Annotated in this window: 21 protein-coding genes; 10 read left to right on the forward strand and 11 right to left on the reverse strand. The window is 67.3% G+C overall.

The window, feature by feature from the left end:
- Window positions 1-677: 677 nt before the first annotated feature.
- Window positions 678-2,510, reverse strand: a complete 1,833-nt coding sequence (gene dnaA, locus AB0H78_RS03135) for a chromosomal replication initiator protein DnaA (protein WP_363232469.1) — start codon at window positions 2,508-2,510, stop codon at window positions 678-680.
- A 351-nt stretch (window positions 2,511-2,861) separates the two neighbouring features.
- Between dnaA and rpmH the strand changes: the two genes are divergently transcribed.
- The 9 genes from rpmH (at window position 2,862) to AB0H78_RS03180 (ending at window position 9,702) form a co-directional block, all read left to right on the forward strand.
- Window positions 2,862-2,999: a 50S ribosomal protein L34 gene (gene rpmH, locus AB0H78_RS03140; RefSeq protein ID WP_003967884.1), complete on the forward strand. Its 138-nt coding sequence runs from the start codon at window positions 2,862-2,864 to the stop codon at window positions 2,997-2,999.
- A gap of 18 nt (window positions 3,000-3,017) precedes the next feature.
- Window positions 3,018-3,389: a ribonuclease P protein component gene (gene rnpA, locus AB0H78_RS03145; protein ID WP_363232470.1), complete on the forward strand. Its 372-nt coding sequence runs from the start codon at window positions 3,018-3,020 to the stop codon at window positions 3,387-3,389.
- Window positions 3,386-3,715, forward strand: coding sequence for a membrane protein insertion efficiency factor YidD (yidD, locus tag AB0H78_RS03150; RefSeq protein WP_363232471.1), 330 nt, complete (start codon window positions 3,386-3,388; stop codon window positions 3,713-3,715). The genes rnpA and yidD overlap by 4 nt, the downstream gene beginning before the upstream one ends.
- A gap of 3 nt (window positions 3,716-3,718) precedes the next feature.
- Window positions 3,719-5,011 carry a membrane protein insertase YidC gene (gene yidC / locus AB0H78_RS03155; RefSeq protein WP_363232472.1) on the forward strand — a complete coding sequence of 431 codons (1,293 nt, stop codon included), beginning with the start codon at window positions 3,719-3,721 and terminating at the stop codon, window positions 5,009-5,011.
- Between the two features lie 15 nt (window positions 5,012-5,026).
- The gene (locus tag AB0H78_RS03160; protein ID WP_363232473.1) at window positions 5,027-5,542 is read left to right on the forward strand and encodes a R3H domain-containing nucleic acid-binding protein; all 516 of its coding nucleotides are present in this window, start codon (window positions 5,027-5,029) and stop codon (window positions 5,540-5,542) included.
- Between the two features lie 111 nt (window positions 5,543-5,653).
- Entirely contained in the window at window positions 5,654-6,370 is a 717-nt protein-coding gene (gene rsmG / locus AB0H78_RS03165; RefSeq protein ID WP_363232474.1) for a 16S rRNA (guanine(527)-N(7))-methyltransferase RsmG, read from the forward strand.
- A gap of 235 nt (window positions 6,371-6,605) precedes the next feature.
- Window positions 6,606-7,682, forward strand: a complete 1,077-nt coding sequence (locus AB0H78_RS03170; RefSeq protein ID WP_363232703.1) for a ParA family protein — start codon at window positions 6,606-6,608, stop codon at window positions 7,680-7,682.
- Window positions 7,679-8,782: a ParB/RepB/Spo0J family partition protein gene (locus AB0H78_RS03175; RefSeq protein WP_363232475.1), complete on the forward strand. Its 1,104-nt coding sequence runs from the start codon at window positions 7,679-7,681 to the stop codon at window positions 8,780-8,782. Before AB0H78_RS03170 ends, AB0H78_RS03175 begins: the two co-directional genes overlap by 4 nt.
- A gap of 302 nt (window positions 8,783-9,084) precedes the next feature.
- Window positions 9,085-9,702 carry a GNAT family N-acetyltransferase gene (locus AB0H78_RS03180; RefSeq protein WP_363232476.1) on the forward strand — a complete coding sequence of 206 codons (618 nt, stop codon included), beginning with the start codon at window positions 9,085-9,087 and terminating at the stop codon, window positions 9,700-9,702.
- A 76-nt stretch (window positions 9,703-9,778) separates the two neighbouring features.
- Here the strand turns inward: AB0H78_RS03180 and trxA are convergent, their stop codons facing one another.
- From trxA to AB0H78_RS03215, 7 genes are all read right to left on the reverse strand, one after another.
- A complete protein-coding gene (gene trxA, locus AB0H78_RS03185; RefSeq protein ID WP_363232477.1) occupies window positions 9,779-10,123 on the reverse strand; it encodes a thioredoxin in 345 nt (114 codons plus the stop codon).
- Between the two features lie 44 nt (window positions 10,124-10,167).
- Window positions 10,168-11,130, reverse strand: a complete 963-nt coding sequence (gene trxB, locus AB0H78_RS03190) for a thioredoxin-disulfide reductase (protein WP_363232478.1) — start codon at window positions 11,128-11,130, stop codon at window positions 10,168-10,170.
- Window positions 11,131-11,236: 106 nt separating this feature from the next.
- On the reverse strand, window positions 11,237-12,124 hold the full coding sequence (locus AB0H78_RS03195; protein ID WP_363232479.1) for a hypothetical protein: 888 nt from the start codon (window positions 12,122-12,124) through the stop codon (window positions 11,237-11,239).
- Window positions 12,121-12,828 (reverse strand): RNA polymerase sigma factor SigM, encoded by a 708-nt coding sequence (gene sigM, locus AB0H78_RS03200; RefSeq protein WP_363232480.1) that lies wholly within the window; start codon window positions 12,826-12,828, stop codon window positions 12,121-12,123. Before sigM ends, AB0H78_RS03195 begins: the two co-directional genes overlap by 4 nt.
- A gap of 27 nt (window positions 12,829-12,855) precedes the next feature.
- The gene (locus tag AB0H78_RS03205) at window positions 12,856-14,580 is read right to left on the reverse strand and encodes a protein kinase family protein (RefSeq protein ID WP_363232481.1); all 1,725 of its coding nucleotides are present in this window, start codon (window positions 14,578-14,580) and stop codon (window positions 12,856-12,858) included.
- A gap of 127 nt (window positions 14,581-14,707) precedes the next feature.
- The gene (gene murJ / locus AB0H78_RS03210; RefSeq protein WP_363232482.1) at window positions 14,708-16,903 is read right to left on the reverse strand and encodes a murein biosynthesis integral membrane protein MurJ; all 2,196 of its coding nucleotides are present in this window, start codon (window positions 16,901-16,903) and stop codon (window positions 14,708-14,710) included.
- Window positions 16,904-16,952: 49 nt separating this feature from the next.
- Window positions 16,953-19,244 (reverse strand): DUF6049 family protein, encoded by a 2,292-nt coding sequence (locus AB0H78_RS03215; RefSeq protein WP_363232483.1) that lies wholly within the window; start codon window positions 19,242-19,244, stop codon window positions 16,953-16,955.
- A 173-nt stretch (window positions 19,245-19,417) separates the two neighbouring features.
- Here AB0H78_RS03215 and AB0H78_RS03220 point away from each other — a divergent pair, with 173 nt between their 5' ends.
- Window positions 19,418-20,863 (forward strand): CCA tRNA nucleotidyltransferase, encoded by a 1,446-nt coding sequence (locus tag AB0H78_RS03220; RefSeq protein ID WP_363232484.1) that lies wholly within the window; start codon window positions 19,418-19,420, stop codon window positions 20,861-20,863.
- A gap of 87 nt (window positions 20,864-20,950) precedes the next feature.
- Here AB0H78_RS03220 and AB0H78_RS03225 read toward each other — a convergent pair whose 3' ends face one another.
- The 3 genes from AB0H78_RS03225 to AB0H78_RS03235 form a co-directional block, all read right to left on the reverse strand.
- Complete coding sequence (locus AB0H78_RS03225; RefSeq protein WP_363232485.1) at window positions 20,951-21,478, reverse strand: hypothetical protein; 528 nt, start codon at window positions 21,476-21,478, stop codon at window positions 20,951-20,953.
- 112 nt (window positions 21,479-21,590) lie between these two features.
- Entirely contained in the window at window positions 21,591-22,847 is a 1,257-nt protein-coding gene (locus AB0H78_RS03230) for an MFS transporter (protein ID WP_363232486.1), read from the reverse strand.
- Between the two features lie 78 nt (window positions 22,848-22,925).
- Window positions 22,926-24,008: an inositol-3-phosphate synthase gene (locus AB0H78_RS03235; protein ID WP_363232487.1), complete on the reverse strand. Its 1,083-nt coding sequence runs from the start codon at window positions 24,006-24,008 to the stop codon at window positions 22,926-22,928.
- Window positions 24,009-24,050: the final 42 nt, after the last annotated feature.

Below are 24,050 nucleotides of genomic sequence, written 5' to 3' on the forward strand. Positions count from 1 at the left end.
GCACAGGCCCCACTTCGAAGCGAAATTCCAGCTAACTCTAGGGGGTAGTAGTAGTAGGGCCTGTGGAAACGGTGGAAAACCCTGTTTTCGCAGGTCAGGTAAGCTTCTTTGTCCACCGTGCCTGTGGGTGGAGCCGGTGGAAAACCCGGCCGATCTGTGGACATCGAAAAGTTCTGCACACCCGATGCACAGGACGGGGGTACTTCTCCCCAGCGCTGTCCCCAGCTTTACCCACGTTCCCCACAGCCCAACCGACCCCCTTGGTGTGACCGCTTTCACTCGACCCAGTGACCTCGGGCGTTTCGTTGCCGAACAGTGGACAAGGGTGTGGAGAAGTTGGGGACAAGACGGCCAACCCTGTGGGCCGCCGGTGGACAACTCGTCCCGGCCCCTGTGGATGAAAATTCTGTCCACAGCCTGTGGGGTCCGGTTGGCCACAAATCCACAGCCCCCTGACCAGGTGTGATGAAGTCTCAGCAACCGCCCCTGTGGACATAATCTGGACAACTCGGCAGTCCCCAGGGTGTGGACGGCCTCAGGCCCCAAGATCTGTGGAGAACACTCTCCCGCGCCCAGGTATTCGAACAGAGGCGGGGCCCGGAACGACGAAGGGCGCCCGGGGAGTTCGTCCCCGGACGCCCTTCGAGGGGCTCGATCGGCCCCTGAAAGCTGCTGTGTCAGCCGTTCTTGATGCGGTTGGTGAGCTCGGTGACCTGGTTGTAGATGGACCGGCGCTCGGCCATCAGCGCCCTGATCTTGCGGTCCGCGTGCATCACGGTCGTATGGTCGCGGCCGCCGAACTGCGCCCCGATCTTGGGCAGTGAGAGGTCGGTGAGCTCACGGCAGAGGTACATCGCGATCTGCCGGGCCGTCACCAGCACGCGGCTGCGCGAGGATCCGCAGAGGTCTTCCACGGTCAGCCCGAAGTAGTCGGCGGTGGCCGCCATGATGGCGCTCGCCGTGATCTCGGGAGCCGAGTCCTCTCCGCCCGGGAGCAGGTCCTTCAGCACGATCTCGGTGAGGCCGAGGTCCACCGGCTGCCGGTTGAGCGACGCGAAGGCCGTCACCCGGATCAGCGCCCCCTCCAGCTCGCGAATATTGCGCGAGATGCGGGAGGCGATGAACTCCAGCACCTCCGGCGGGGCGTTGAGCTGCTCCTGTACGGCCTTCTTGCGAAGGATCGCGATGCGCGTCTCCAGCTCCGGCGGCTGTACGTCGGTGGTCAGACCCCACTCGAAGCGGTTGCGAAGCCGGTCCTCCAGGGTCACCAGCTGCTTGGGCGGCCGGTCGGAGGAGAGCACGATCTGCTTGTTGGCGTTGTGGAGCGTGTTGAAGGTGTGGAAGAACTCCTCCTGGGTCGACTCCTTGCTCGCGAGGAACTGGATGTCGTCGACGAGCAGGATGTCCACATCGCGATAGCGCTTGCGGAAGGTGTCGCCCTTGCTGTCGCGGATGGAGTTGATGAACTCGTTGGTGAACTCCTCCGAGCTCACGTACCGCACCCGGGTGCCCGGATAGAGGCTGCGTGCGTAGTGCCCGATGGCGTGCAGCAGGTGGGTCTTGCCGAGCCCCGACTCCCCGTAGATGAACAGAGGGTTGTACGCCTTCGCCGGCGCCTCGGCCACCGCCACCGCGGCGGCGTGCGCGAAGCGGTTGGACGCGCCGATGACGAAGGTGTCGAAGAGGTACTTCGGGTTGAGTCGGGCGTGCGGCTCGCCGGGTCCCGCGGCGGGCGCGGGCTGTGCGGCCAGCGGGCCGGGCCGGCCGCCGCCGGACGGCATCGGGGAGCCGGGTCCGCCGCCGTGGCGCGGGCCCTGCTGCTCCTGGGCGTCGCGGTGGTCCCGGTGGCTGCCGGGACCACCGTGCTCGGGGCGCTGTTGCTCGTACTGCTGCCGCTCGGGCTGCTGCCGGTAGTCGTGCTGAGGCTGCTGCGACGGATGCTGCCGGGGAGGTGCGTACGGCTCGCGCCACTGTTCCGGCGAGGGGTCGCGTTCCTGGTACCCGCCGAGGCGCTGCTGCTGCCAGGAGAGATCCTCCTGGGTACGCGGCCAGGCGCCGGGGTCGGGGCGCTCCTGCTGGTAGTCCGGGTAGGCGGGCCGGGCGGTCGGCATTCCGTCGTCAGCGGGCCGGCGACCGTAGTCCTCGTAGGTGTCGATGTGGCGCGGCTCGTCGAGCTGCGGGGGCGACGGGTAGTGCGGCTGCTGCTGCACGGGAGGTGCCGGCGGAGCGGGCTCGCCGATCGTGTCGTCGACCGTGATCGCGATCCGGGTCGGGCGGCCGCACTCGAGAGTCAGCATCTCGTTGATGAGCGGGGCGAGCCGTCCTTCGAGTACCTGCTTGCCGTATTCATTGGGGACGGCAAGGAGTGCGGTGTTGTTGATCAGAACAAGCGGCTGGCACCGTTCGATCCACTGCTTGTCCTTGGGGGCGATGTTCTGCTGGCCCTCGCCGAGGAGATGCTCGAGCACGCGTGGCCACACTGCGGCAAGATCGGCAGGTACGTCAGCCACAGGGCACGCTCTCTCGAAGGTCCCACGAATGTGTGGTTCTCGGGACGGGGTGTGAAGGCAGGCAAGTTCAGCCACGGTAGTCGCGGCAGCTGACGACGTTCAAGTTGTTGTCCACAGGCTGGGGACAGTCGGCCCCGGTGACCGCCTGGTTTGACCGGATGGCGTAGCCGCGCGTACCGTGACCAGGTCGAGTTGTCGATGGCTGCTGCCGCCTGCCTCCGATGGGCAAAGATCACGATCTTCATTGATCGTGTAGCGGTGCACACGGGCGTATACGCGAGCTTCCTCGTGGGCGCACGGTGACAGCCAGGCGATGTCCCGCCACCACCGATTCATTTCTGGAGCCCCCGAGTGAGCAAGCGCACCTTCCAGCCGAACAACCGTCGTCGCGCCAAGACCCACGGTTTCCGCCTCCGCATGCGTACCCGCGCCGGCCGCGCCATCCTGGCCAACCGCCGTGGCAAGGGCCGCAGCAGCCTGTCCGCCTGATCTCGTACAGGTTATGACGTGCTGCCTACCGAGAATCGGCTGAGGCGGCGCGAGGACTTCGCGACCGCGGTACGACAGGGTCGCCGGGCAGGCCGCCCGCTTCTCGTCGTCCATCTGCGTAGCGGTTCAACGGACCCGCATGTGCCCGGGGAGGTCACTCCCCCGACACGTGCGGGTTTCGTCGTAAGCAAGGCAGTGGGCGGAGCGGTCGTCCGCAACGCGGTGAAGCGCAAGCTTCGCCATCTGATGCGTGACCGGCTGCTCCAGCTGCCCCCCGGTAGCCTGGTGGTCGTACGGGCGCTGCCCGGAGCGGGTGACGCCGACCATGCACAGCTGGCCCGAGACCTGGATGCCGCCTTTCAGCGGCTGCTGGGAGGGGGCGCGCGATGAAGTACCCGCTGCTGGCTCTCATCAAGCTGTACCAGTGGACGATCAGCCCTCTTCTGGGTCCCGTCTGCAGGTACTACCCGTCGTGTTCCCACTACGGATATACGGCTATCGACCGGCACGGCGCGGTGAAGGGCACGGCGCTGACCGCCTGGCGCATCCTGCGTTGCAATCCGTGGTCGCCGGGCGGTGTGGACCATGTCGCACCCCGTAGACGTCCACGTTGGCACGAAGCGCTGCGCAACGCGTGGCGGACAAGCAAGGGCGGGCACTCCGGTCAGGAGACCGGCCCGGCCGCAGAGACCTCGCCCAATGCTCAAGGAGCCTGATTAGTGGATACGATCGCCGGCTGGTTCAGCTTCATCACCTGGCCTGTTTCCTGGGTCATCGTCCAGTTCCATACGTTCTACGGATGGATCTTCGGCCCTGACACCGGATGGGCCTGGGGCCTTTCCATCGTGTCCCTGGTGGTCCTGATCCGGATCTGCCTGATCCCGCTCTTCGTGAAGCAGATCAAGTCGACCCGTGGCATGCAGGCGCTCCAGCCGAAGATGAAGGTGATCCAGGAGCGCTACAAGAACGACAAGCAGCGTCAGTCCGAAGAGATGATGAAGCTGTACAAGGAGACGGGTACAAACCCGCTCTCCTCGTGCCTTCCCATCCTGGCGCAGTCGCCGTTCTTCTTTGCCCTCTACCACGTGCTCTCGGCGATCGCCTCGGGCAAGACCATCGGCGTCATCGACGAGCCGCTGCTCGCGAGTGCTCGCAAGGCGCACATCTTCGGTGCCCCGCTGGCGTCGAAGTTCATGGACAGCGCGGCCGAGGTCGCCAAGCTGGGCGCCTCCATCACCGACGTGCGCATCGTCACCGCGATCATGATCGTGATGATGTCGGGGTCGCAGTTCTACACGCAGCGCCAGCTGATGACGAAGAACGTCGACATGACGGTCAAGACGCCGTTCATGCAGCAGCAGAAGATGCTGATGTACGTCTTCCCGGTCATGTTCGCCGTCATGGGCATCAACTTCCCGGTCGGTGTCCTCGTCTACTGGCTGACCACCAACGTGTGGACCATGGGCCAGCAGATGTTCGTGATCCACCGCAACCCGACTCCGGGCAGCGCCGCACAGTCCGGTCTGCTGGAGCGGATGCAGAAGCACCTGGTCACGCACGGCAAGGCACGTACGCGCCACGAGCGCATCATCGTCAAGGGCGTCGCCTCCAAGGAGACGAAGGACCGCAATGATGCCGAGCGCAAGTTCATCACCACGCTGAGCAAGGCAGGGCTTGTCGCCCTGGCAGACGGCACGGTGGAGAAGAGCGATGCCGCTGTGGCAGCCGAGGCGGACGGCGGCACCTACGCGGACGTCGCGCCCAAGCGCCAGCAGCCCAAGCGTCAGTCCAAGTCGCAGCGTCAGACGGGTGGGGCCCAGCAGGGCGCTGCCAAGGCCTCTGAGTCGGTCGTCGAGGAATCCGACGCCGCGGAGAAGACCTCACTGGAGAAGAAGGACGAGCCGCAGGACACCAAGCCTGCGCAGCGGTCCAAGGCCTCCGGTAACTCACGCCAAGCCAAGCCCGGGCAGCGCAAGGGCCAGCAGCGGCCCAAGCACCCGTCCAAGAAGTAAGAAGGAGCCCCTCCCGTGACGGAAGGCACCACTACCTCCGCCCCCGCCGAAGGCGTCGACACTGTTTCCCGCCTGGAGCAGGAAGGCGAGATCGCGGCCGACTACCTCGAGGGTCTGCTCGACATCGCCGACCTCGACGGTGACATCGACATGGATGTCGAGGCCGATCGGGCTGCGGTATCGATCATCAGCGACGCGAACAGCCGCGATCTGCAGAAGCTCGTGGGCCGTGACGGCGAGGTGCTGGAAGCTCTTCAGGAGCTCACCCGGCTCGCCGTGCACAGGGAGACCGGGGACCGTAGCCGGCTGATGCTGGACATCGCGGGCTTCCGGGCCAAGAAGCGCGAAGAGCTTGCCGCACTGGGGGCCAAGGCCGCCGACGAGGTGAAGACCTCCGGTGGACCGGTGAAGCTCGAGCCGATGACGCCCTTCGAGCGCAAGGTCGTGCATGACGCGGTCGCGGCCGCGGGCCTGCGCAGCGAGTCCGAGGGCGAGGAGCCCCAGCGCTTCGTCGTCGTCCTGCCGGCCTGACCGGTTCAATCGTTCTGTCGGCCCCGTCTGTTCGCAGGCGGGGCCGAACTTTGTCAGCCTGATAGTCATCCACCCGAGTGCGGTAGTGCAGTACGGAAGGACGGTCTCCCCGTGACGGAGGAAGCAGAGCTCCCCCAGGCGCCGGAAGAAGCGCACGCGGTCTTCGGTGAGTACTACCCGGAGGCTGTCCGGTACGCCGAGCTCCTGGCTGATGCGGGCGTGAAGCGGGGCCTGATCGGCCCGCGCGAGGTGCCCCGGCTCTGGGAGCGGCATCTGCTGAACTGTGCGGTGCTTTCGGAGGTCGTCCCCGAAGGCGTCACGGTCTGCGATGTCGGTTCCGGGGCGGGTCTGCCCGGCATTCCGCTGGCACTGGTCCGCCGGGACTTGAAGATCACTCTGCTCGAGCCACTGCTGAGGCGTACCAACTTCCTTCAGGAAGTGGTCGAGATGCTGGGCCTGGACCATGTGACAGTGGTCCGTGGACGGGCCGAGGAGGTTCTCGGCAAGCTGCCCCCGGTGCATGTGGTGACGGCGCGAGCGGTCGCTCCGCTGGACCGGTTGGCCGGCTGGGGCGTGCCCTTGCTGCGTCCCTACGGGGAGATGCTGGCGCTCAAGGGCGACACGGCAGAGGAAGAGATCCAGGGCGCCCGGGCTGCACTGAGCAAGCTGGGCGTGGTGGAGACCGAGGTGCTGCAGGTCGGGGAGGGCATCGTCGATCCCCTGTCCACCGTGGTCCGGGTCGAGGTCGGGGAGAGCCCTGGCGGTGTCCGCTTCGCAGCGAAGCGGGCCAAGGCGGCACGGGTGAGCCGTACGCGCCGACGACGCTGATCGGCTCCATGCAAGCTTCCAAACGTATGCATTTCGGAGTGTCGGAGCGGTCTGGGGTGACACCCCAGGCATCGTGTTTCACGTGAAACGTCGCTCTCTGCTGCATGGGATCATCAGTCGCGGTCGTGCGGCATCCTCGCCGCGTGACCGGAAGCCCTTTGGGGCCACGGGGTTGTCCACAAAGGTGGATTCATCCACAGAAGAACATGCCTCGCTGGTTCACAACCCCGAAAGCATGACAGGCTCTGTGCATTGCGAGCCTGAAGTCGAGGAGAGTGAATCCTTGCGGTCCGACGCCAACATCGCGGGACCGAAGACCGATCCGGTCCCCGGTCCCCGTACCGAGTCGGCGGGGGAGGATGTTTCACGTGAAACACCGCCCCCGATGGACGACACCCCTATTGGTCGTGCTGCCCAACTGGCGGTGGAAGCCCTTGGCCGTGCCGGCGAAGGGCTTCCACGGCCGGAGCAGACACGCGTGATGGTGGTTGCCAATCAGAAGGGCGGGGTCGGTAAGACCACTACGACGGTCAACCTTGCCGCGTCGCTTGCGCTGCACGGCGCACGCGTTCTGGTGGTTGACCTTGATCCACAGGGCAACGCCTCGACGGCGCTGGGGATCGACCATCATTCCGAAGTCCCCTCGATCTACGACGTGCTGGTGGAGAGCAGGCCGCTCTCCGAGGTCGTACAGCCGGTCCCGGACATCGAGGGTCTCTTCTGTGCGCCGGCCACCATCGATCTGGCCGGTGCCGAGATCGAGCTGGTTTCTCTGGTGGCCCGTGAGAGCCGCCTGCAGAGGGCCATCCAGGCGTACGAGCAGCCGCTGGACTACATCCTCATCGACTGCCCTCCCTCGCTGGGTCTGTTGACCGTCAACGCGATGGTTGCCGGTGCCGAGGTGCTGATCCCCATCCAGTGCGAGTACTACGCGCTGGAGGGGCTGGGGCAGCTGCTGCGGAACGTTGACCTGGTGCGGGGACATCTCAACCCCGATCTGCATGTGTCGACGATCCTGCTGACCATGTACGACGGCAGGACCCGCCTTGCCTCTCAGGTGGCCGACGAAGTACGCAGCCATTTCGGCCGCGAGGTGCTCCGTACGAGCATTCCGCGCTCCGTGCGTATCTCGGAAGCCCCCAGTTACGGGCAGACGGTGCTCACCTATGATCCGGGATCCAGCGGTTCACTGTCGTATCTTGAAGCGGCCCGTGAGATCGCGCTGCGAGGGGTCGGCGTGAGCTACGACGCTCAGCACGCGCACACGGGCAGTCAGAACAGCCAGCAGAGCATGTCGGAGGGGATCCAGTGAGCGAGCGACGTAGAGGGCTGGGGCGGGGGCTCGGCGCGCTGATCCCCAATGCCCCACAGGAGAGGCCGGGTCCGTCCACCGGCGGCGCGTCCATGTCTCCGGGGGCTGTTCCGGTACTGACAGCCGAGCGCGGGGTGGCGGCGGCGAAGGTGACCGCTCTGCCCGCGGGCGCTGTTTCACGTGAAACAGTGCCGCCGCAGGAGGCATCGCCGGATGCTGCCGCGGAGTCGACGCAGCAGGTTGGCGCGTACTTCGCCGAGCTGCCGTTGGACTCGATCACCCCCAACTCGCGGCAGCCGCGCGAGGTGTTCGACGAGGATGCCCTCGCCGAGCTGGTGACCTCCATCAAGGAGGTAGGGCTTCTCCAGCCTGTCGTCGTACGGCAGGTGGGCAGCGAGCGCTTTGAGCTCATCATGGGTGAGAGGCGCTGGCGTGCCTGCCGTGAGGCGGGGCTGGAGCGGATCCCGGCGATCGTCCGCGCGACCGATGACGAGAAGCTTCTCCTGGACGCGCTGCTGGAGAACCTCCACCGTGCGCAGCTGAACCCCCTGGAAGAGGCTGCGGCGTACGACCAGTTGCTCAAGGACTTCAACTGCACGCATGACCAGCTGGCCGACCGGATCGGCCGCTCGCGGCCGCAGGTCTCCAACACGCTGCGTCTGTTGAGGCTCTCTGCGCCGGTACAGCGAAGGGTCGCCGCCGGCGTGCTCTCCGCAGGGCATGCGCGGGCGCTGCTTTCCGTGGACGACTCGGCCGAGCAGGACCGGCTGGCGCATCGCATCGTGGCCGAGGGTCTCTCGGTGCGTGCGGTCGAGGAGATCGTGACTCTGATGGGGTCACGCCCGCAGAGCTCGGCCAAGGCAAAGGGGCCGCGTGCCGGTACCCGGCTGTCGCCCGCGCTTTCCGATCTTGCTTCGCGCCTCTCGGATCGCTTCGAGACGCGAGTGAAGGTCGACCTGGGGCAGAAGAAGGGAAAGATCGTCGTCGAGTTCGCCTCGATGGAGGATCTGGACCGCATTCTGGGATCGCTGGCCCCCGGTGAGGGCAGGGTCATGGACAAGGGACAGGCCGAAGCCGCTGCGGAGAGCGACGAGGACTGAGTCCGCGAATCCGCTGCAAGGGCGGGTCGTGTCCGGTGCGTACCGGACACGACCCGCCCTTTGCTTTCTCACGGTATGCGTGCGATGGCGGGATGGATACGATGCGTTGGGTATGGCGCATCCACCTTGATCCATCTCGGAGGGAGGGCGGGGCCCATGCAATCGGTGAGCCGCACTCGTCTGGTGACCGCTGGTCTGGGGCTGGGGGCAGTCGGCGGATTCGTCGGCAGTCTGCTCAGGGAACGGACCGTGCTCACAGCCGCCCGTAGCGCGGCAGGCGAAGGAAGTGAGGAACAGCCTTCATGGGGCGTCGGCTCGTACCGCTCACACTGGACAACCTTCCGGACCTCCCCAAGCGCTGCCGCTCATGCGTTTTCTGGGAGCTTGATCCGGTCAGTGGAGAAGCTGCGGTAAAGGCAGGCACGCCTGAACTGGAGAAGGAAGCCTGGATTTCGGCTGTTCTGCTGGAGTGGGGGTCCTGCGGCAGAGTCACCTACGTGGATGACGTACCGGTGGGCTTTGTCCTCTACGCGCCTCCGGCCTATGTGCCGCGTTCCACGGCCTTCCCCACCAGCCCCGTCTCTCCGGATGCCGTGCAGTTGATCACGGCGTGGATCATGCCGGGATATCAGGGCCAGGGTCTTGGACGGGTGATGGTGCAGACGGTCGCCAAGGATCTGCTCCGACGGAACTTCAAGGCGATCGAAGCGTTCGGAGATGCCCGTTGGAAGGAGCCGGGGTGTGTGCTGCCCGCCGACCATCTGCTGGCCGTGGGCTTCAAGACCGTACGGCCGCACCCTGTCCATCCTCGGCTGAGGCTTGAGCTGCGTACAACACTGTCCTGGAAAGAGGACGTGGAGCTTGCCCTGGACCGTCTCCTTGGCGCGGTGCAGAAGGAGCCCGTTCTGCGGCCGCTGTGAGGATCGCTCTCACAGAAGCCAAAAACAGGGGCCGCCCAGAAGGGCGGCCCCTGTTTCACGTGAAACGTGGTGTGCGTCAGGCCTTGGCCTCGTCGCCGATGAAGCCCTCGAGGTCGCGGAGGATCGCGGCCTTCGGCTTCGCGCCGACGATGGTCTTGGCGACCTCGCCGCCCTGGTAGACGTTGAGCGTCGGGATGGACATCACGCCGTACTTGGCAGCGGTTTCCGGGTTCTCGTCGATGTTGAGCTTGACGATCTCGATCTGCTCGCCGTACTCGGCCGCGATGGCCTCGAGCGACGGGGCGATCTGGCGGCACGGGCCGCACCAGGCAGCCCAGAAGTCCACCAGCACAGGCTTGTCGTTCTTGAGAACGTCCTGCTCGAAGGAATCGTCTGTCACATTCTTCAGGGTGCCGGCCACGGCGGCCTCCTCTTTCTTGGGGTGTGGGGTGGGGAAGGTGTCGGTCAGACTGTGGCGGCAGCGGCCTTCTCGCTGTCGGCGAGAGCGGCGAGGAACCGCTCGGCGTCGAGGGCGGCGGAGCAACCCGTGCCCGCGGCTGTGATCGCCTGTCGGTAGGTGTGGTCGACGACGTCTCCGGCACCGAAGACACCAGCGAGGTTGGTACGAGTCGACGGCGCGGACACCTTCAGGTAGCCCTCGTCGTCCAGGTCCAGCTGGCCGTTGAACAGTTCGGTGCGCGGGTCGTGCCCGACGGCGATGAACAGCCCGGTGACCGGTAGCTCGGACGTCTCCCCTGTCTTCGTGTTGCGCAGGGTCAGACCGGAGAGCTTCTGCTCACCGTGGATCTCGGCGACCTCGCTGTCCCAGGCGAACTTGATCTTCGGGTCGGCGATGGCACGCTCCTGCATCGCCTTGGAAGCGCGGAGGCTGTCACGACGGTGGACGATGGTGACCGACCTGGCGAAGCGCGAGAGGAACGTCGCCTCCTCCATCGCGGTGTCGCCACCGCCGACAACGGCGATGTCCTGGTCCTTGAAGAAGAAGCCGTCACAGGTGGCGCACCAGGAGACACCGCGACCGGAAAGCACGTCCTCGTTCGGGAGGCCGAGCTTGCGGTGCTGTGAACCGGTCGTCACGATGACGGCCTTGGCCCGGTGAACCGTGCCCGCCGTGTCGGTGACCGTCTTGATCTCACCGGTCAGGTCGACGGCGACGATGTCGTCGGGGACCAGCTCGGCGCCGAACCGCTCGGCCTGGGCGCGCATGTTGTCCATCAGGTCCGGGCCCATGATGCCGTCGCGGAAGCCCGGGAAGTTCTCCACCTCGGTGGTGTTCATCAGCGCACCTCCGGCGGTGACGGCACCTTCGAACACCAGCGGCTGCAACGATGCGCGCGCGGTGTACAGCGCCGCGGTGTAACCGGCGGGCCCGGAGCCGATGATGATCACGTTACGGACGTCGCTCACGGGTTTCTTCCTCGTCTCTGCGGGCTGCCTGCTGCCTACTGGGGGCTGGTCCAGTGGACTCTCATCCCACCCAACGGATCCTACGGGGCTCGCATTCCCGAGATGGTCAGCGGCGGGCGTAGGAACGGGTCAGCAGCACATTGCCCTTGGCCGGCGAACCGGTGTCGACGCAGGTGGCATCGACGATGTAGGCCTGGACGAGCTCCGGGTCGGTGGGGTGCGGTAGCACTACGAGATAGGCCTTTGCGCCTTCGTACGTGCCTCGCTGCGACGCCAGCGCGTTGTCCCGCCCGATTCCGGCCTGGACGCACGGTGGCACGTGGACAAGCGGCGCGACCTTGGGGGAATTGGATTTGATGCCGAGGGAGGGCGATGTGCCCTTCGCGGACGACGGACTGTCCGTGCCGGAACTCGAACCGGAACCGGTGACAAGCAGAGACTGGACCCTGTCCTCCAGCCCGTCGGCAGCGAACGAATCGTCTGCTGGCTTCGACGCGGCGCGGTCGCTCCCCGAGGGATGCACCGACTGCACCAGGAAGACGCCTGCTCCGATCAGAGCGGCACCGAAAGCCGCACCGAGTACGGCGTTGCGCCGGCGGCGTCGTGTGGGATGGGCACGACCAGGTCCGGTGGCCGCACTGGACCGTCCTGCGGGCCTGTCCGCCGCAGGCGTCTCCGAAGGCTGCGCAGTGGGCGATGTTTCACGTGAAACATGTGTCGTCTGATGGGGGACGGAGGTGGTGTCCAGGAGCGCCTCGGCGGCCAGCGCGGCATCGATCCGGCCCGCGACGTCGTCCGGCATGCGCTGCGGTCCGGGCAGGGTACCCAGCAGGCTTCGAATTTCATCCAGCGAGATGCGTACCTCGGCGCAGAGTGTGCACTCGTCGAGGTGCCGGCGTACGTCGGCGGTCCGGGACGGCGGAAGCAGACCTTCGGTGAGATCGGAGATCTCCGAGACGTCCGGGTGCTGAGTCGTGTCGGCCGTGGATGTCACGCGCGCCCACCTCCGCCCTTCGTAGCCGCCGGATCGCTCGGTCCTGCGTCTCGTGGTCCCGATGCCGGTGGTGGGACGGATGTCCCCCGCGTCCGGTTCCTTCCCCCGGCCGTCCCGGGGGCCTCGCCTTCCTCGTTACGCAAATGGGTAAGCAGGGGCAGCAGTCTGGCCCGGCCGCGGGCGCAGCGGCTCTTCACGGTCCCCGTCGGTACGTCCAGCATGCGAGCCGCCTCCGCTACGGGATATCCCTGCATGTCGACCAGCACCAGCGCCGCTCTCTGCTCGGCGGGAAGGGTTCCCAGAGCCTCCAGCAGCTCCCGGTGGAGATCCTGGCGCACGGCGGGAGCCTCGGCGGACTCGTTGGGCTCCAGCAACTGCTCGAGGCGCTCCGTGTCGTGCATGGGCGAGGTCTTTCGGGAGGCTGCTTTGCGCGCCCGGTCGAGACAGGCGTTCACGGTGATGCGGTGCAGCCAGGTCGTGACGGCCGACTGGCCGCGGAAGGTGTGGGCGGCACGGTAGGCGGATACGAGGGCGTCCTGGACGGCGTCAGCGGCCTCCTCGCGGTCGCCCAGGGTCCGCAGCGCGACCGCCCAGAGGCGGTCGCGGTGGCGGCGGACGAGTTCACCGAAGGCGTCGGGGTCGCCGGCGACATGGGCAGCCAGGAGGGCCTGGTCGCCTGTGGTGCCGAGCGCGGCGTCGTCCAACGGTGAGCCCCCTCCCTGACGGCCTGATCAGCCGGTGAACTTCACATCCGTTATGGCCTGCTTGTAACCGGCGCCGCTGTACTGGTCCTTCGGGGAGTACGGCATTGCCGTGATCCAGACGAGAACGTACTGGGTACTGGCCTTCTGGCCGGTCTTCAGTTGTGCGGTGGTTCCCGTGGTGTCGGTGGACGCGATCTTCTTCATCGAGTTCAGCGGAGCCGACGGGGCCAGTGAATCCGCCGCGTACAAGGAGACCGTGGTGTGGTCGCCGCCATAGTGCAGCAGTATCGACGCGGCCGAGACGTTCTTGGCCGAGCCCAGGTCGTAGATGATGCCCACGCCCTCCTTGAACGGCGGCTTGAAATCCGGCCCGTCCTTGAAGGAGTAGGTCCGCCAGTACGTCGAGGTGTCTCCGTCGTAGGTCTTCTTGACGTCGCCGGGGTGCTGGGATTTGCCGTCCGGGTAGTACTCCGCGGCACCCTTCACCGCGAGCGGCAGGGAGTTCTTCTCGCCGTCACTGCCGCCTCCACCCCTGTTAGTGGTGGACGTATCCGGATCGTCGGACTTCTTGTTGCGGTCCAGGAGCGTGTCCGCGAGCTGCCAGCTGCCGAGGCCGAGCGCAGCGATGAGGAGCGCCGAGACGGCCCATTTGAGGGCCTTGCCGGTGCGGCTCTGCAGCGGGGCGGGCGGGGCGGCCACGGGCTGGGTGACGGCGGGTCCAGGGCCGGCCGCGGGGCGGCCGTAGGTGCCCTGCTGGTAGGTGGTGCGCTGGTACTCGGGCGGCGGAGTGAAAGCGGGCTCCGGCGGGCGGATGCGCGGCATCTCACCGACGGCCTTCGCCAGCTCGTCGGGCGTGGTGCACGGCGGTTCCTGGCGGGAGGCGGTGGCACCGTCGTTGGCGAGCGCGCGCATGGCGAGCTCGGCCAGACCGCGGTGGACTCCTGCCCGTACCTGGTCGGGCGGGATCAGGCCGACACCCTTGGGCAGGCCGGAGAGGCCGTAGGCGTCCGTCTCGTACGGCCAGCGCTGGGTCAGCGAGGCGTAGAGGAGGGCGCCGATCGCCTCGGTGTCGCTGCGCTGGGGAGTGTCGGAGCTGATGCCGCGCAGGGCGGCGTTCACGGCGAGCCCCCGGATGCGGTACTGACCGCTGGACGTCCGCAGCACGGCGCCGGGGGTGAGCCGCAGGTGGGCCAGGCCCTCGCGGTGGGCCGCGGCCATGGCCTGGGAGATCTGGCTGACGAGCTGGTACGCGTCGTGGGCCTCCAGCGGACCGGAGGCGAGCACCGAGGTCAGTTCCGTGGCATCCGGCATCCACTCGTGGACGACGTAGACGAGATCGTTCTCCTCGACAGCGTCCAGGACCTGCACGAAGCGCGGGTCCCCGAGCAGCGCTGAGGAGCGTGCTGCGGCCAGGACGGGCCGGGCTCGCGGGTGGTCCGCGGGAAGAAGGTGCACTCCGACGGCGCGGCGGAGTTTTTCGTCGACCGCACGCCAGCTGCTGAAACCGTCCAGACGGGTGACGCACTCCTCGAGCCGGTAGCGTCTGGCCAGCTTGTGACCGCTGTGCAGTTCCGGTGTCGCGACCGAAGGCTCAGGGCTCTTCTGGTCGCTCCCGGTGTCCTGCGTGTTCTTGTCAGCCGTGTCGTGGGACTCCGCCACCCCGTCGGCCGTGGCCTTGCCCGCCTTGGCGGACAGCGGCTCATCGCCGCTGTTGTCGGCCACGTCGACGGCAGCCGTGCTTCGTTCCGCCACCGTCGCTCCTGCCTCCCCATCCGTTGCGCGCTGTCAGCCAGTCTGCAAAGTCATGCCAATTGTGCCCACAGTCCGGCGCTATGCACGACACACGACGACGGACGATGGTTGTGCGCTTCTGCCAGGATCAGCGCCCGAGACGCCCGCGGACCATGGAGACCATCGAATTCAGCTCCGCGATCCGCATGCGCTTGGCGGCGATGAAGAACACACCCAGGAGCACGATTCCCCCGGCGATCAGGGCCGCCAGCGAGGCAAAAGCGCCGTGGCCCAGCGTCCGGGTGATTCCGAAGCCCACAGCCCCGCCTACGACGGCTGCCGGGATGGAGGCCAGGGAGAGGCGTGCGTACGTCCGCAGGATGTGTGTGCCGTCCAGGTCGCCGCCGAGGCGCTTGCTGAGCCTGCGCCAGGCCACGCCCACACCGACGGCGTAGGCGAGTCCGTACGAGGCGGCCATGCCGACGACGGCCCACTGGGCCGGAAGTACGACGTAGCAGAGCGTGGAGGCCGCCGCGTTGACGGCGGCGACGATGACGGTGTTGTAGAAGGGCGTGCGGGTGTCCTCGTAGGCGTAGAAGCCGCGGAGGACCACGTATTGCACGGAGAACGGGATGAGGCCGAGGCCGAAGGCCATCAGGACGTATCCCATGGACTGTGACGCCTGCACGCCGCTCGAGGAGAAGAGCAGGGTGCACATCGGCACACCCAGGGCCACGAACGCGAAGGCGACCGGGACGATCGCCACCGCGGAGTTCCTCAGGCCCTGGGAGATGTCGTCGCGGACCGCGCCCGGGTCGCCGTCGTGGGCGGCGCGGGAGATGCGCGGCAGCAGGGCTGCCATGACGGAGACGGTGATGATCGCCTGCGGCATGCCCCAGATGAGCTGGGCGTTGGAGTACGCCATGATGCCGGCGCCGTCCCGGCCCGAGGCGTGGCCTGCCGCGGTGGCGAGCTGGGTGACCACCAGGACACCCGCCTGGTTGGCGAGGACGAACAGGACGGTCCACTTGGCGAGCTTCATCGCCTTGCCCAGGCCGTGGCCTCGCCAGTCGAAGCGGGGGCGGAAGCGGAAGCCCGCCTCGCGCAGGTAGGGGATCATCGCCAGCGCCTGGACGACGAGGCCGAGCAGCGTGCCGATGCCCAGCAGCCGGATGCCGTCGGCCGGAATGGTCTCGACGCCCATGCGGGACTCGGCGGAGGTGCCGTAGACCCAGATGAACATGCCGAAGGTGAAGATCATGACGATGTTGTTGAGGACCGGGGTCCACATCATCGCGCCGAACTTGCCGCGTGCGTTGAGGATCTGGCCCATCACCACGTGCACACCCATGAAGAAGATGGTGGGCAGGCAGTAACGGGCGAAGGCGACGGCGACACTGTCGGCCGCCTGGTCGTTGGCGATGGTCGACGACATCAGGTGGATGAGCAGGGGCGCTGCGAAGACCGCGACGGCGACGATGACGCCGAGCGCGACCATGACGACGGTGAGCAGACGGTTGGCGTAGGCCTCACCGCCGTCCTCGTCCTCCTTCATCGAACGCACCAGCTGGGGTACGAAGACGGAGTTGAGGCCGCCGCCGACGGTCAGGATGTAGATCATCGTCGGCAGGGTGTACGCCACGGTGAAGGCGTCGCCGAGCGTCGCCGCGCCGAGGGCGGCGGTGATGACCATGGTGCGTACGAAGCCGGTGAGGCGGGAGACCAGCGTGCCCGCTGCCATCACCGCACTCGACTTCAGGATGCCCGACGCGCGGCCACCGGACTTGGGCGGGACGGGGGCGACGGGCTCGGGCTCAGGGGTGGGCGCGGGATTCGGCGCCGTGCCCTGCTGGTCCCGGAAGAGATAGGCGAAAGCGTCCTGCTCGTCGGGCCGCTCGGCGGCCTGGCTCACCAGGTCGTCGAGGCCGACGAACTGGGTGGTCGCGTCGTCGCCGTACGGGAGGAAGCGGGAGGGGCCCTCGGGCTCAGGAGGGGGCGTCTGGGCCCACACCTGGGGATTGGGGGCGTACTGCGGCGAGGCCGGCTGCTGGTAGAGCGGCTGGGGGTCCGCCCAGGTGCCGGGCGGGGGCGGCGGGTGGGCCGCCTGGTCGTAGAGCGCTTCGGTCACCGGGTCCTGGGCCGTGAGGTCCTGAGCCCGGTAGGGGTCGTAGTCGTACGTGTCCTGGAGGTACGGGTCCTGGGCGTACGGAGGTTGGGTGTAGGGAGGCTGAGCGTACGGAGCCTGGGGGTACTGGTCCGAGGCAGGCTGCGACGGGGGCACCTGTCCCGCCGGATCTGCACCCCCGGCACCCTGGCCGCGGTCACCGTCGTACGGCGCGTTCATCGGTACCCCACCTCATCGTCCCCGGCCGACCGGCCACGACATCGATCGCTCAACGGTCCACCTTCTCACTAGCCTCCGCAGGGTCCCCGCTTTCCGGTCGGGTGTCCGGTGTCGGGTCACCCGGCTGCTCGGGGATGTCACCCCCGGCCGCGGCCTCACGTGCGGCGGCGCGCTTGCGATGGGTGTACATCCGTACCCCTGCGAGAAGCAACAGGAGCACGCCGCCGCCGATGACCAGCATGACGTTCGCGGGCATCTCGGAGACGTTGACGGTGAAGGGCATTGCCTCGCCGTACGGAGTGCCGTCGTCGGTGTAGAGCTGGGCGTAGACCGTGATGGGGCCGTTGGCGTTGGCGGTGGTGGTGAACTTCACCGTCTGGCTGTGGCCGCCGTCGACTTCCACCTGCTGCTCGACGATGGAGTCCTTGGACTTTCCGACGTGCAGGCGGGTCGGGTTCTCCGACCTCAGCCGCAGTGTCAGATGTCCGACGCCCTGGACCAGCTTGTTCTGCACCGTCACCGGGATCGTCGCGCTGCGCCCCGAGAGCGTCATGTCCGACTTCTGGACGATCTGGACTCGTCCGGTGAGGCTCGTCAGGTACTGCTGCACCCCGGAGCGGTAAGCCAGGCCTTGCGTCGCGTTTCCGCGCCAGGAGGTCGAGAGATCGCGATTGATCGCGTTGCCGAAGGGGGTGACCACCCGGTCGGGCAGGGTGAGGACGACCTTGAAGCCGTCGAGGCTGGTCTGGGTGGTCCGCACGTCCTGGAAGGCCTGGGCCGGCAGTTCCTGGGAGCGCAGGGCGCCGGAGTACGAGGAAGTACTGGGAACCCGGGTCGTGGCACGGGCGTCGGGGGCTGCCTTCGAAGCCGTGACCAGATCGGTCGGCTGGGTCCAGCGCTGGGAATCGAGGGCGTGCAGTGCGGCGGCCATGGACTGGGCCTGGGAGGCCGACGGGGTCCGCTGTGGGGCGACGACGATGCTGCGCTGCTTCTCCGTGTCCTGAAGGGTGAGCGCCAGCGTCTGGGCGAGGAAGTTCTGCAGGGCGAGCGTGGAGCTCCGCGCCTTCGACATGTCGCCCTGGAAGGTGGTGGAGAGCCTGGCGTCCGCGACCACGGCGGTGGTGCCGCTGCCGATCGGGCGGGCGGCGGTGGGCGTGTACGGCAGGCCGGCCGTCTCCTCGAGGCTGTCGCTGCGCGCGATCACGTTGTGCGCGCCGGCGGAGGTCGCCACATCGATGATCGACGGGTCCACAGCGCCGTTCACCGGCCAGGCGAAGTCGGTCGACGGCGTGACGTGCAGAACCGTCTCCACGGTCGTGACGGCCACCTCGGTGGCGCGCTGGAGGTGGCTCAGGGCGCTGGGCACGTTCTTGCCGTGGTGGGCGAGCGAGGCGAGGTCCGGGTCGGCGAAGGGCAGCGCGATGACCTTCTGGCCCTGTACGGCATCTTCCAGGGAGCTCAGCCACTTCTTGGCGACTGCCTGGTTCCTGCCCGCGACCGTGGTGTCGCCGGACTTGACCTGGTAGGAGCTCCTGGTCATCGCGTCGACCGTGGCGAGAAGGTCAGGGTCGATCACCCAGGTGACGGGCAGCGTGCTGCCCAGCGAGACCATCTGCTCCAGCCGCCCGCCGGGGGCGAGTTCGGCGGCCAGCTTGTCGTCGGCGAAGACCGGCGTCTGCTGTTCGTCGGAACCGGTCTCCGCCGTCAGGTGCGTCCGGGACGTCAGCGGCCAGAGATAGGTGAGCTGGGTCTTCTTGTCCTGTGCGTCGGGCTGCCAGGGGAGGAAGGTCCGCTGGATGCCGAGAACCTGGTCGTACTGGGAACCCGAGGTCTCCCCGGAGAGCGTGACGCCGAGCTGGTAGACACCGTCCTCCCCGAGATCCAGTTTGCTGACCGGGACGGAGAGGGTGAAGTCCTGGCTGATGCCGGTGGCCAGCTTCGGGAACTTGACCGTGTACTTGCCGCCGATCTCCGCCGGGTCGACCCCCGGGGTGTACCCCGTGCGCTTCGACGCGTCGTCGATCGCGGAACGTCCGGAGAGACGCGGCCCCACGGTCAGCCCGACATGGGCCCCGGTCACGGTCTCCTTGCCCTTGTTGGTCACCGTGCCGGTGAAGGTGACCGTGTCACCTGTCACGGGGGCGCTGGGAGAGAGGGAATCGAGGGAGACTTCTACCGATCCGGAGCCCGAGGCCGCTGGCGCCGCCTGTGCGGGACCGGCGGCGTAACCGCAGATCAGGGCCGCTACGAGTGGGGCGCCGGCCGCCGCTGCTGCCGTGCGCCGAAGCCACCGGCGGGCAGGTGAGGGAGCCGTCCCCTGGAAGTCTGCCGCCTCGGCCACGCGCTCGCCCGTCCCTCGTCGTCGTTCAGTGGTCGTCGGTTGTGCGTCCACGCATGGTAACGAGGCCCACTGTGGCGAAGTGCCGCGGACTGTTCTACATGATCGGAAGAGTGACCGGGGCGGCACGGAAACTGGGACGCTCGGGCAGCTGGGGCCACGTACCCTTTTCTGTTGTGCCGAATGCCAATGAAGACAACCCCAGTGCCCTGAGCCAGGTGCAGCACCGTGCGGTCAGTGAACTGCTGCGTGTGTCACCGGTCGCCGACGACCTCGCCCGCCGATTCCGGGAGGCCGGGTTCAGCCTCGCGCTGGTCGGGGGCTCGGTCAGGGACGCGCTGCTCGGCCGGCTCGGCAACGACCTGGACTTCACGACCGACGCCCGCCCCGAGGACGTACTGCAGATCGTCCGGCCGTGGGCGGACTCGGTGTGGGAGGTCGGGATCGCCTTCGGCACGGTGGGCTGTCAGAAGCAGGGCTTTGAGATCGAGGTCACGACCTACCGGTCCGAGGCGTACGACCGGACCTCGCGCAAACCTGAGGTTTCGTACGGCGACTCCATCGAAGAGGACCTTGTACGCCGCGACTTCACCGTCAACGCGATGGCTGTCGCGCTGCCGGAGAAGGTGTTCATCGATCCGCACGGCGGGCTCGAAGACCTCGCGGCGAAGGTGCTGCGCACGCCCGGCACCCCTGAGGACTCGTTCTCCGACGATCCGCTGCGCATGATGCGGGCGGCGCGTTTCGCCGCGCAGCTGGGCTTCGAGGTCGCCGGCGAGGTGGTCGCTGCGATGACGGCCATGGCCGAGCGCATCGAGATCGTCTCGGCCGAGCGGGTACGGGACGAGCTCAACAAGCTCCTGCTGTCGGAGAATCCCCGGAAGGGACTGGCACTGCTCGTCGACACGGGCCTGGCCGCGTATGTGCTTCCCGAGCTTCCCGAGCTGCGGCTGGAGAGCGACGAGCACCACCGGCACAAGGACGTCTACGAGCACTCGCTGACCGTGCTGGAGCAGGCCATCGACCTGGAGCAGGACGGGCCCGACCTGGTGCTGCGACTGGCGGCGCTGCTGCATGACATCGGCAAGCCGAAGACCCGTCGTTTCGAGGAGGACGGCCGGGTCTCCTTCCACCACCACGAGGTGGTGGGCGCGAAGCTGACGAAGAAGCGTATGACCGCGCTGAAGTACTCCAACGACATGGTCAGGGACGTCACCAAGCTGGTCGAGCTGCATCTGCGGTTCCACGGTTACGGGACCGGAGAGTGGACCGATTCCGCCGTACGCCGGTATGTGCGTGATGCGGGTCCGATGCTGGAACGGCTGCACAAGCTGACCCGCTCGGACTGCACCACGCGCAACAAGCGCAAGGCGAACGCGCTGTCGCGTGCCTACGACGGGCTCGAGGAGCGCATCGCGCAGCTGAAGGAGCAGGAGGAGCTGGACTCGATCCGGCCCGACCTGGACGGCAACCAGATCATGGAGATTCTGGGCGTCAGCCCCGGGCCTGTGATCGGGAACGCGTACAAGTTCCTGCTGGAACTGCGGCTGGAGAACGGGCCGATGGAGCACGAGGCGGCTGCCGCGGCGCTCAAGGAGTGGTGGGCCGCACAGCAGAGCTGAGTGCATGTTTCACGTGAAACATGGTGGGCGGTGGCACGACGAAGGGGCGGTGTTTCACGTGAAACACCGCCCCTTCGCCTGTGCTGACTACTTCTTGTACTCCGCGATGCAGAGAAGGAAGCTCGAGCCACTGTTGGTCTGGGTGTAGGTGTACTGGAAGGCATCCTTCACCGCCTCAGTGCACTTCGCCGAGGCCTCGGTGCGGCTGAAGTCGCCCTTGATCTTGGCCAGGACCTTGTACTGGGCCTTGGCGTCGCTGCAGTCGACGACCTTGAGATCGGGGTCGGTGGCGCTGGCGCTTCCGCGGTGCATGCAGTCGCCGACCGACGCGGAGCTCGCGCCGTCACGGTTGGCGAACCAGGTGACCGCGACGATGGCTATGACGGCCACCGGGATGACGATGCGCAGAATCTTCTTGGCCTTGCCGCTGCCGGTCTGCTGCCCCACCGGGGCCTGCGGGATCGGGCCGCCCTGGTTGAAGTACGGGGGCTGCTGCTGCGGGGGGACCCCGGGCTGCTGCTGGCCGAAGGGGTTGCCGCCCTGGGGCTGCTGGCCGTACGGGGTGGTGGGCTGCTGCGCGTACGGGTTCTGACCCTGTGGCGGCGGTGTGGACATGATGGAGGTCCCCCTCGGAAAGGCGCACTGGCGCGTCGTTGACGACCGTAAGTTACCGGTCCGATTCGGGGTTTCTGCAGCCTGGAGAGGCTCTGTGGCTTTGATGTGACACTTACCCGCGGCGAAAACGGAACATAAGCGCAGCAACCGCCGCGTAGATCAGGGCAACCGTGACGACGAGCGGGACCGACTTCCCGTCGGGCGGGAGCATCAGTGCCGCCACCGCTGCCGCCCCCACGAAGGCGACGTTGAAGAGGACGTCGTAGAGGGAGAAGACCCGTCCCCGATAGGCGTCGTCCACCGAGGACTGGACCACCGTGTCGGTGGAGATCTTCGCGCCCTGGGTGACCAGGCCGAGGACGAATGCGGCGATCAGTATCGGGACCGGCTCGAAGGGGAGGCCGAGCGCCGGTTCCAGTACGGCCGCCGATCCCGCGCAGGCCGCGATCCAGCCGTACGGGCCGAGCCGGCCCACCGCCCAGGGGGTCGTCACCGCCGCGAGGAAGAACCCGGCCCCCGAGACTCCGACCGCGATGCCGAGCAGGGCCAGGCCTTCGGATTCCTCTGTGGTCCAGGCGTACCGGCACAGCATCAGCACCGTCACCGTCAGCGCGCCGTAGCAGAAGCGCATCAGCGTCATCGCGGCCAGGGCGCGGGAGGCGGAGCGGCGCTCGGCGAGGTGTCGTACACCGGAGACGAGCCCTTGTGCGGTGGACGTCAGGGCGGCGGCGAGGCGGGGCTGGAGCAACTCCTGGTCGGGGCCGAGCAGTTCGCGTGACATACGGAGCGAGGACAGGGCGGCGCAGAGGTACAGGAAGGCGCCCAGGAGGACCACGGCGGCGTCGGAGTCCGCGGCCAGTACCCGTACGCCCAGAGCCAGTCCGCCGCCCAGGGTCGCGGCGAGGGTGCCGGCGGTCGGGGAGAGGGAGTTGGCGATGACGAGCCGGCCGGGGTCGACGACGCGGGGCAGGGCGGCCGAAAGCCCGGACAGGACAAAGCGGTTGACCGCGGTGACGCTCAGGGCAGAGGCGTAGAAGAGCCAGTCGGGGGCCGAGGCGAGGATCAGCAGGGCCGTGCCGCTCGCCATGACGGCCCGCAGCAGATTTCCGTACAGGAAGACCTGGCGGCGCTGCCAGCGGTCCAGGAGGACGCCGGCGAACGGGCCGATCAGGGAGTACGGGAGGAGGAGGACGGCCATGGCCGAGGCGATGGCGGCGGGGGAGGTCTGTTTCTCCGGGGAGAAGACCACATAGGTGGCGAGCGCGACCTGGTAGACGCCGTCGGCCGACTGCGAGAGCAGCCGAAGCGCCAGCAGCCGCCGGAATCCGGACAGGCGCAGCAGCACGCGAAGATCACGAACGACGGCCATAGTCGCAAGAGTCACATACGGAGAGGGTCCCCGGGCGGATTGCCCGGGGACCCTCAACGATCAGTCGATGGAGGAGCTTTAGCGCTCGACCTCGCCCTTGATGAACTTCTCGACGTTGTCGAAGGCCTCGTCGTCGAAGTACTGCACCGGCGGGGACTTCATGAAGTACGAGGACGCGGAGAGGATCGGGCCGCCGATGCCGCGGTCCTTGGCGATCTTCGCGGCGCGCACGGCGTCGATGATGACACCAGCGGAGTTCGGGGAGTCCCACACCTCGAGCTTGTACTCGAGGTTCAGCGGGACGTCGCCGAAGGCGCGGCCCTCGAGGCGGACGTACGCCCACTTGCGGTCGTCCAGCCAGGCCACGTAGTCCGACGGACCGATGTGGACGTTGTTCTCGCCCAGCTCGCGGTCACGGATCTGCGAGGTGACGGCCTGCGTCTTCGAGATCTTCTTCGACTCGAGGCGGTCGCGCTCCAGCATGTTCTTGAAGTCCATGTTGCCGCCGACGTTCAGCTGCATGGTGCGCTCGAGGCGGACACCGCGGTCTTCGAAGAGCTTGGCCATCACGCGGTGCGTGATGGTGGCGCCGACCTGCGACTTGATGTCGTCACCGATGATCGGGACGCCGGCCTCGGTGAACTTGTCGGCCCACTCCTTGGTGCCGGCGATGAAGACCGGGAGGGCGTTGACGAAGGCGACCTTGGCGTCGATGGCGCACTGCGCGTAGAACTTCGCAGCGACCTCGGAACCGACGGGGAGGTAGCAGACGAGGACGTCGACCTGCTGGTCCTTGAGGACCTGGACGATGTCGACGGGGGCCTCGGCGGACTCCTCGATCGTCTGGCGGTAGTACTTGCCCAGACCGTCGTGCGTGTGACCACGCTGAACGGTGATGCCCTTGTTGGGGACATCGCAGATCTTGATGGTGTTGTTCTCGCTGGCACCGATGGCGTCCGAGAGGTCGAGGCCGACCTTCTTCGCGTCGACATCGAAGGCGGCGACGAACTCGACGTCACCCACGTGGTAGTCGCCGAACTGGACGTGCATGAGCCCCGGCACCTTGGCCTTGGGGTCAGCGTCCTTGTAGTACTCGACGCCCTGGACCAGCGAGGCGGCGCAGTTGCCCACACCGACGATGGCTACGCGAACCGAACCCATACCGGGTGCTCCCTGTGTTCTGAGTGGATGAGGGCCTGCTGA

This window comes from Streptomyces sp. NPDC050738 (genome assembly GCF_040654175.1).
Classification (GTDB): Bacteria; Actinomycetota; Actinomycetes; order Streptomycetales; family Streptomycetaceae; genus Streptomyces.

Excerpts from the sequence above, each read along its gene's own strand:
- AB0H78_RS03230 (WP_363232486.1), bottom strand. The coding sequence starts at position 22,847 with ATGGCCGTCGTTCGTGATCTTCGCGTGCTGCTGCGCCTGTCCGGATTC.
- AB0H78_RS03180 (WP_363232476.1), top strand. The coding sequence starts at position 9,085 with ATGGGGCGTCGGCTCGTACCGCTCACACTGGACAACCTTCCGGACCTC.
- murJ (WP_363232482.1), bottom strand. The coding sequence starts at position 16,903 with ATGAACGCGCCGTACGACGGTGACCGCGGCCAGGGTGCCGGGGGTGCA.
- yidD (WP_363232471.1), top strand. The coding sequence starts at position 3,386 with ATGAAGTACCCGCTGCTGGCTCTCATCAAGCTGTACCAGTGGACGATC.
- AB0H78_RS03235 (WP_363232487.1), bottom strand. The coding sequence starts at position 24,008 with ATGGGTTCGGTTCGCGTAGCCATCGTCGGTGTGGGCAACTGCGCCGCC.
- AB0H78_RS03225 (WP_363232485.1), bottom strand. The coding sequence starts at position 21,478 with ATGTCCACACCGCCGCCACAGGGTCAGAACCCGTACGCGCAGCAGCCC.
- AB0H78_RS03170 (WP_363232703.1), top strand. The coding sequence starts at position 6,606 with ATGACAGGCTCTGTGCATTGCGAGCCTGAAGTCGAGGAGAGTGAATCC.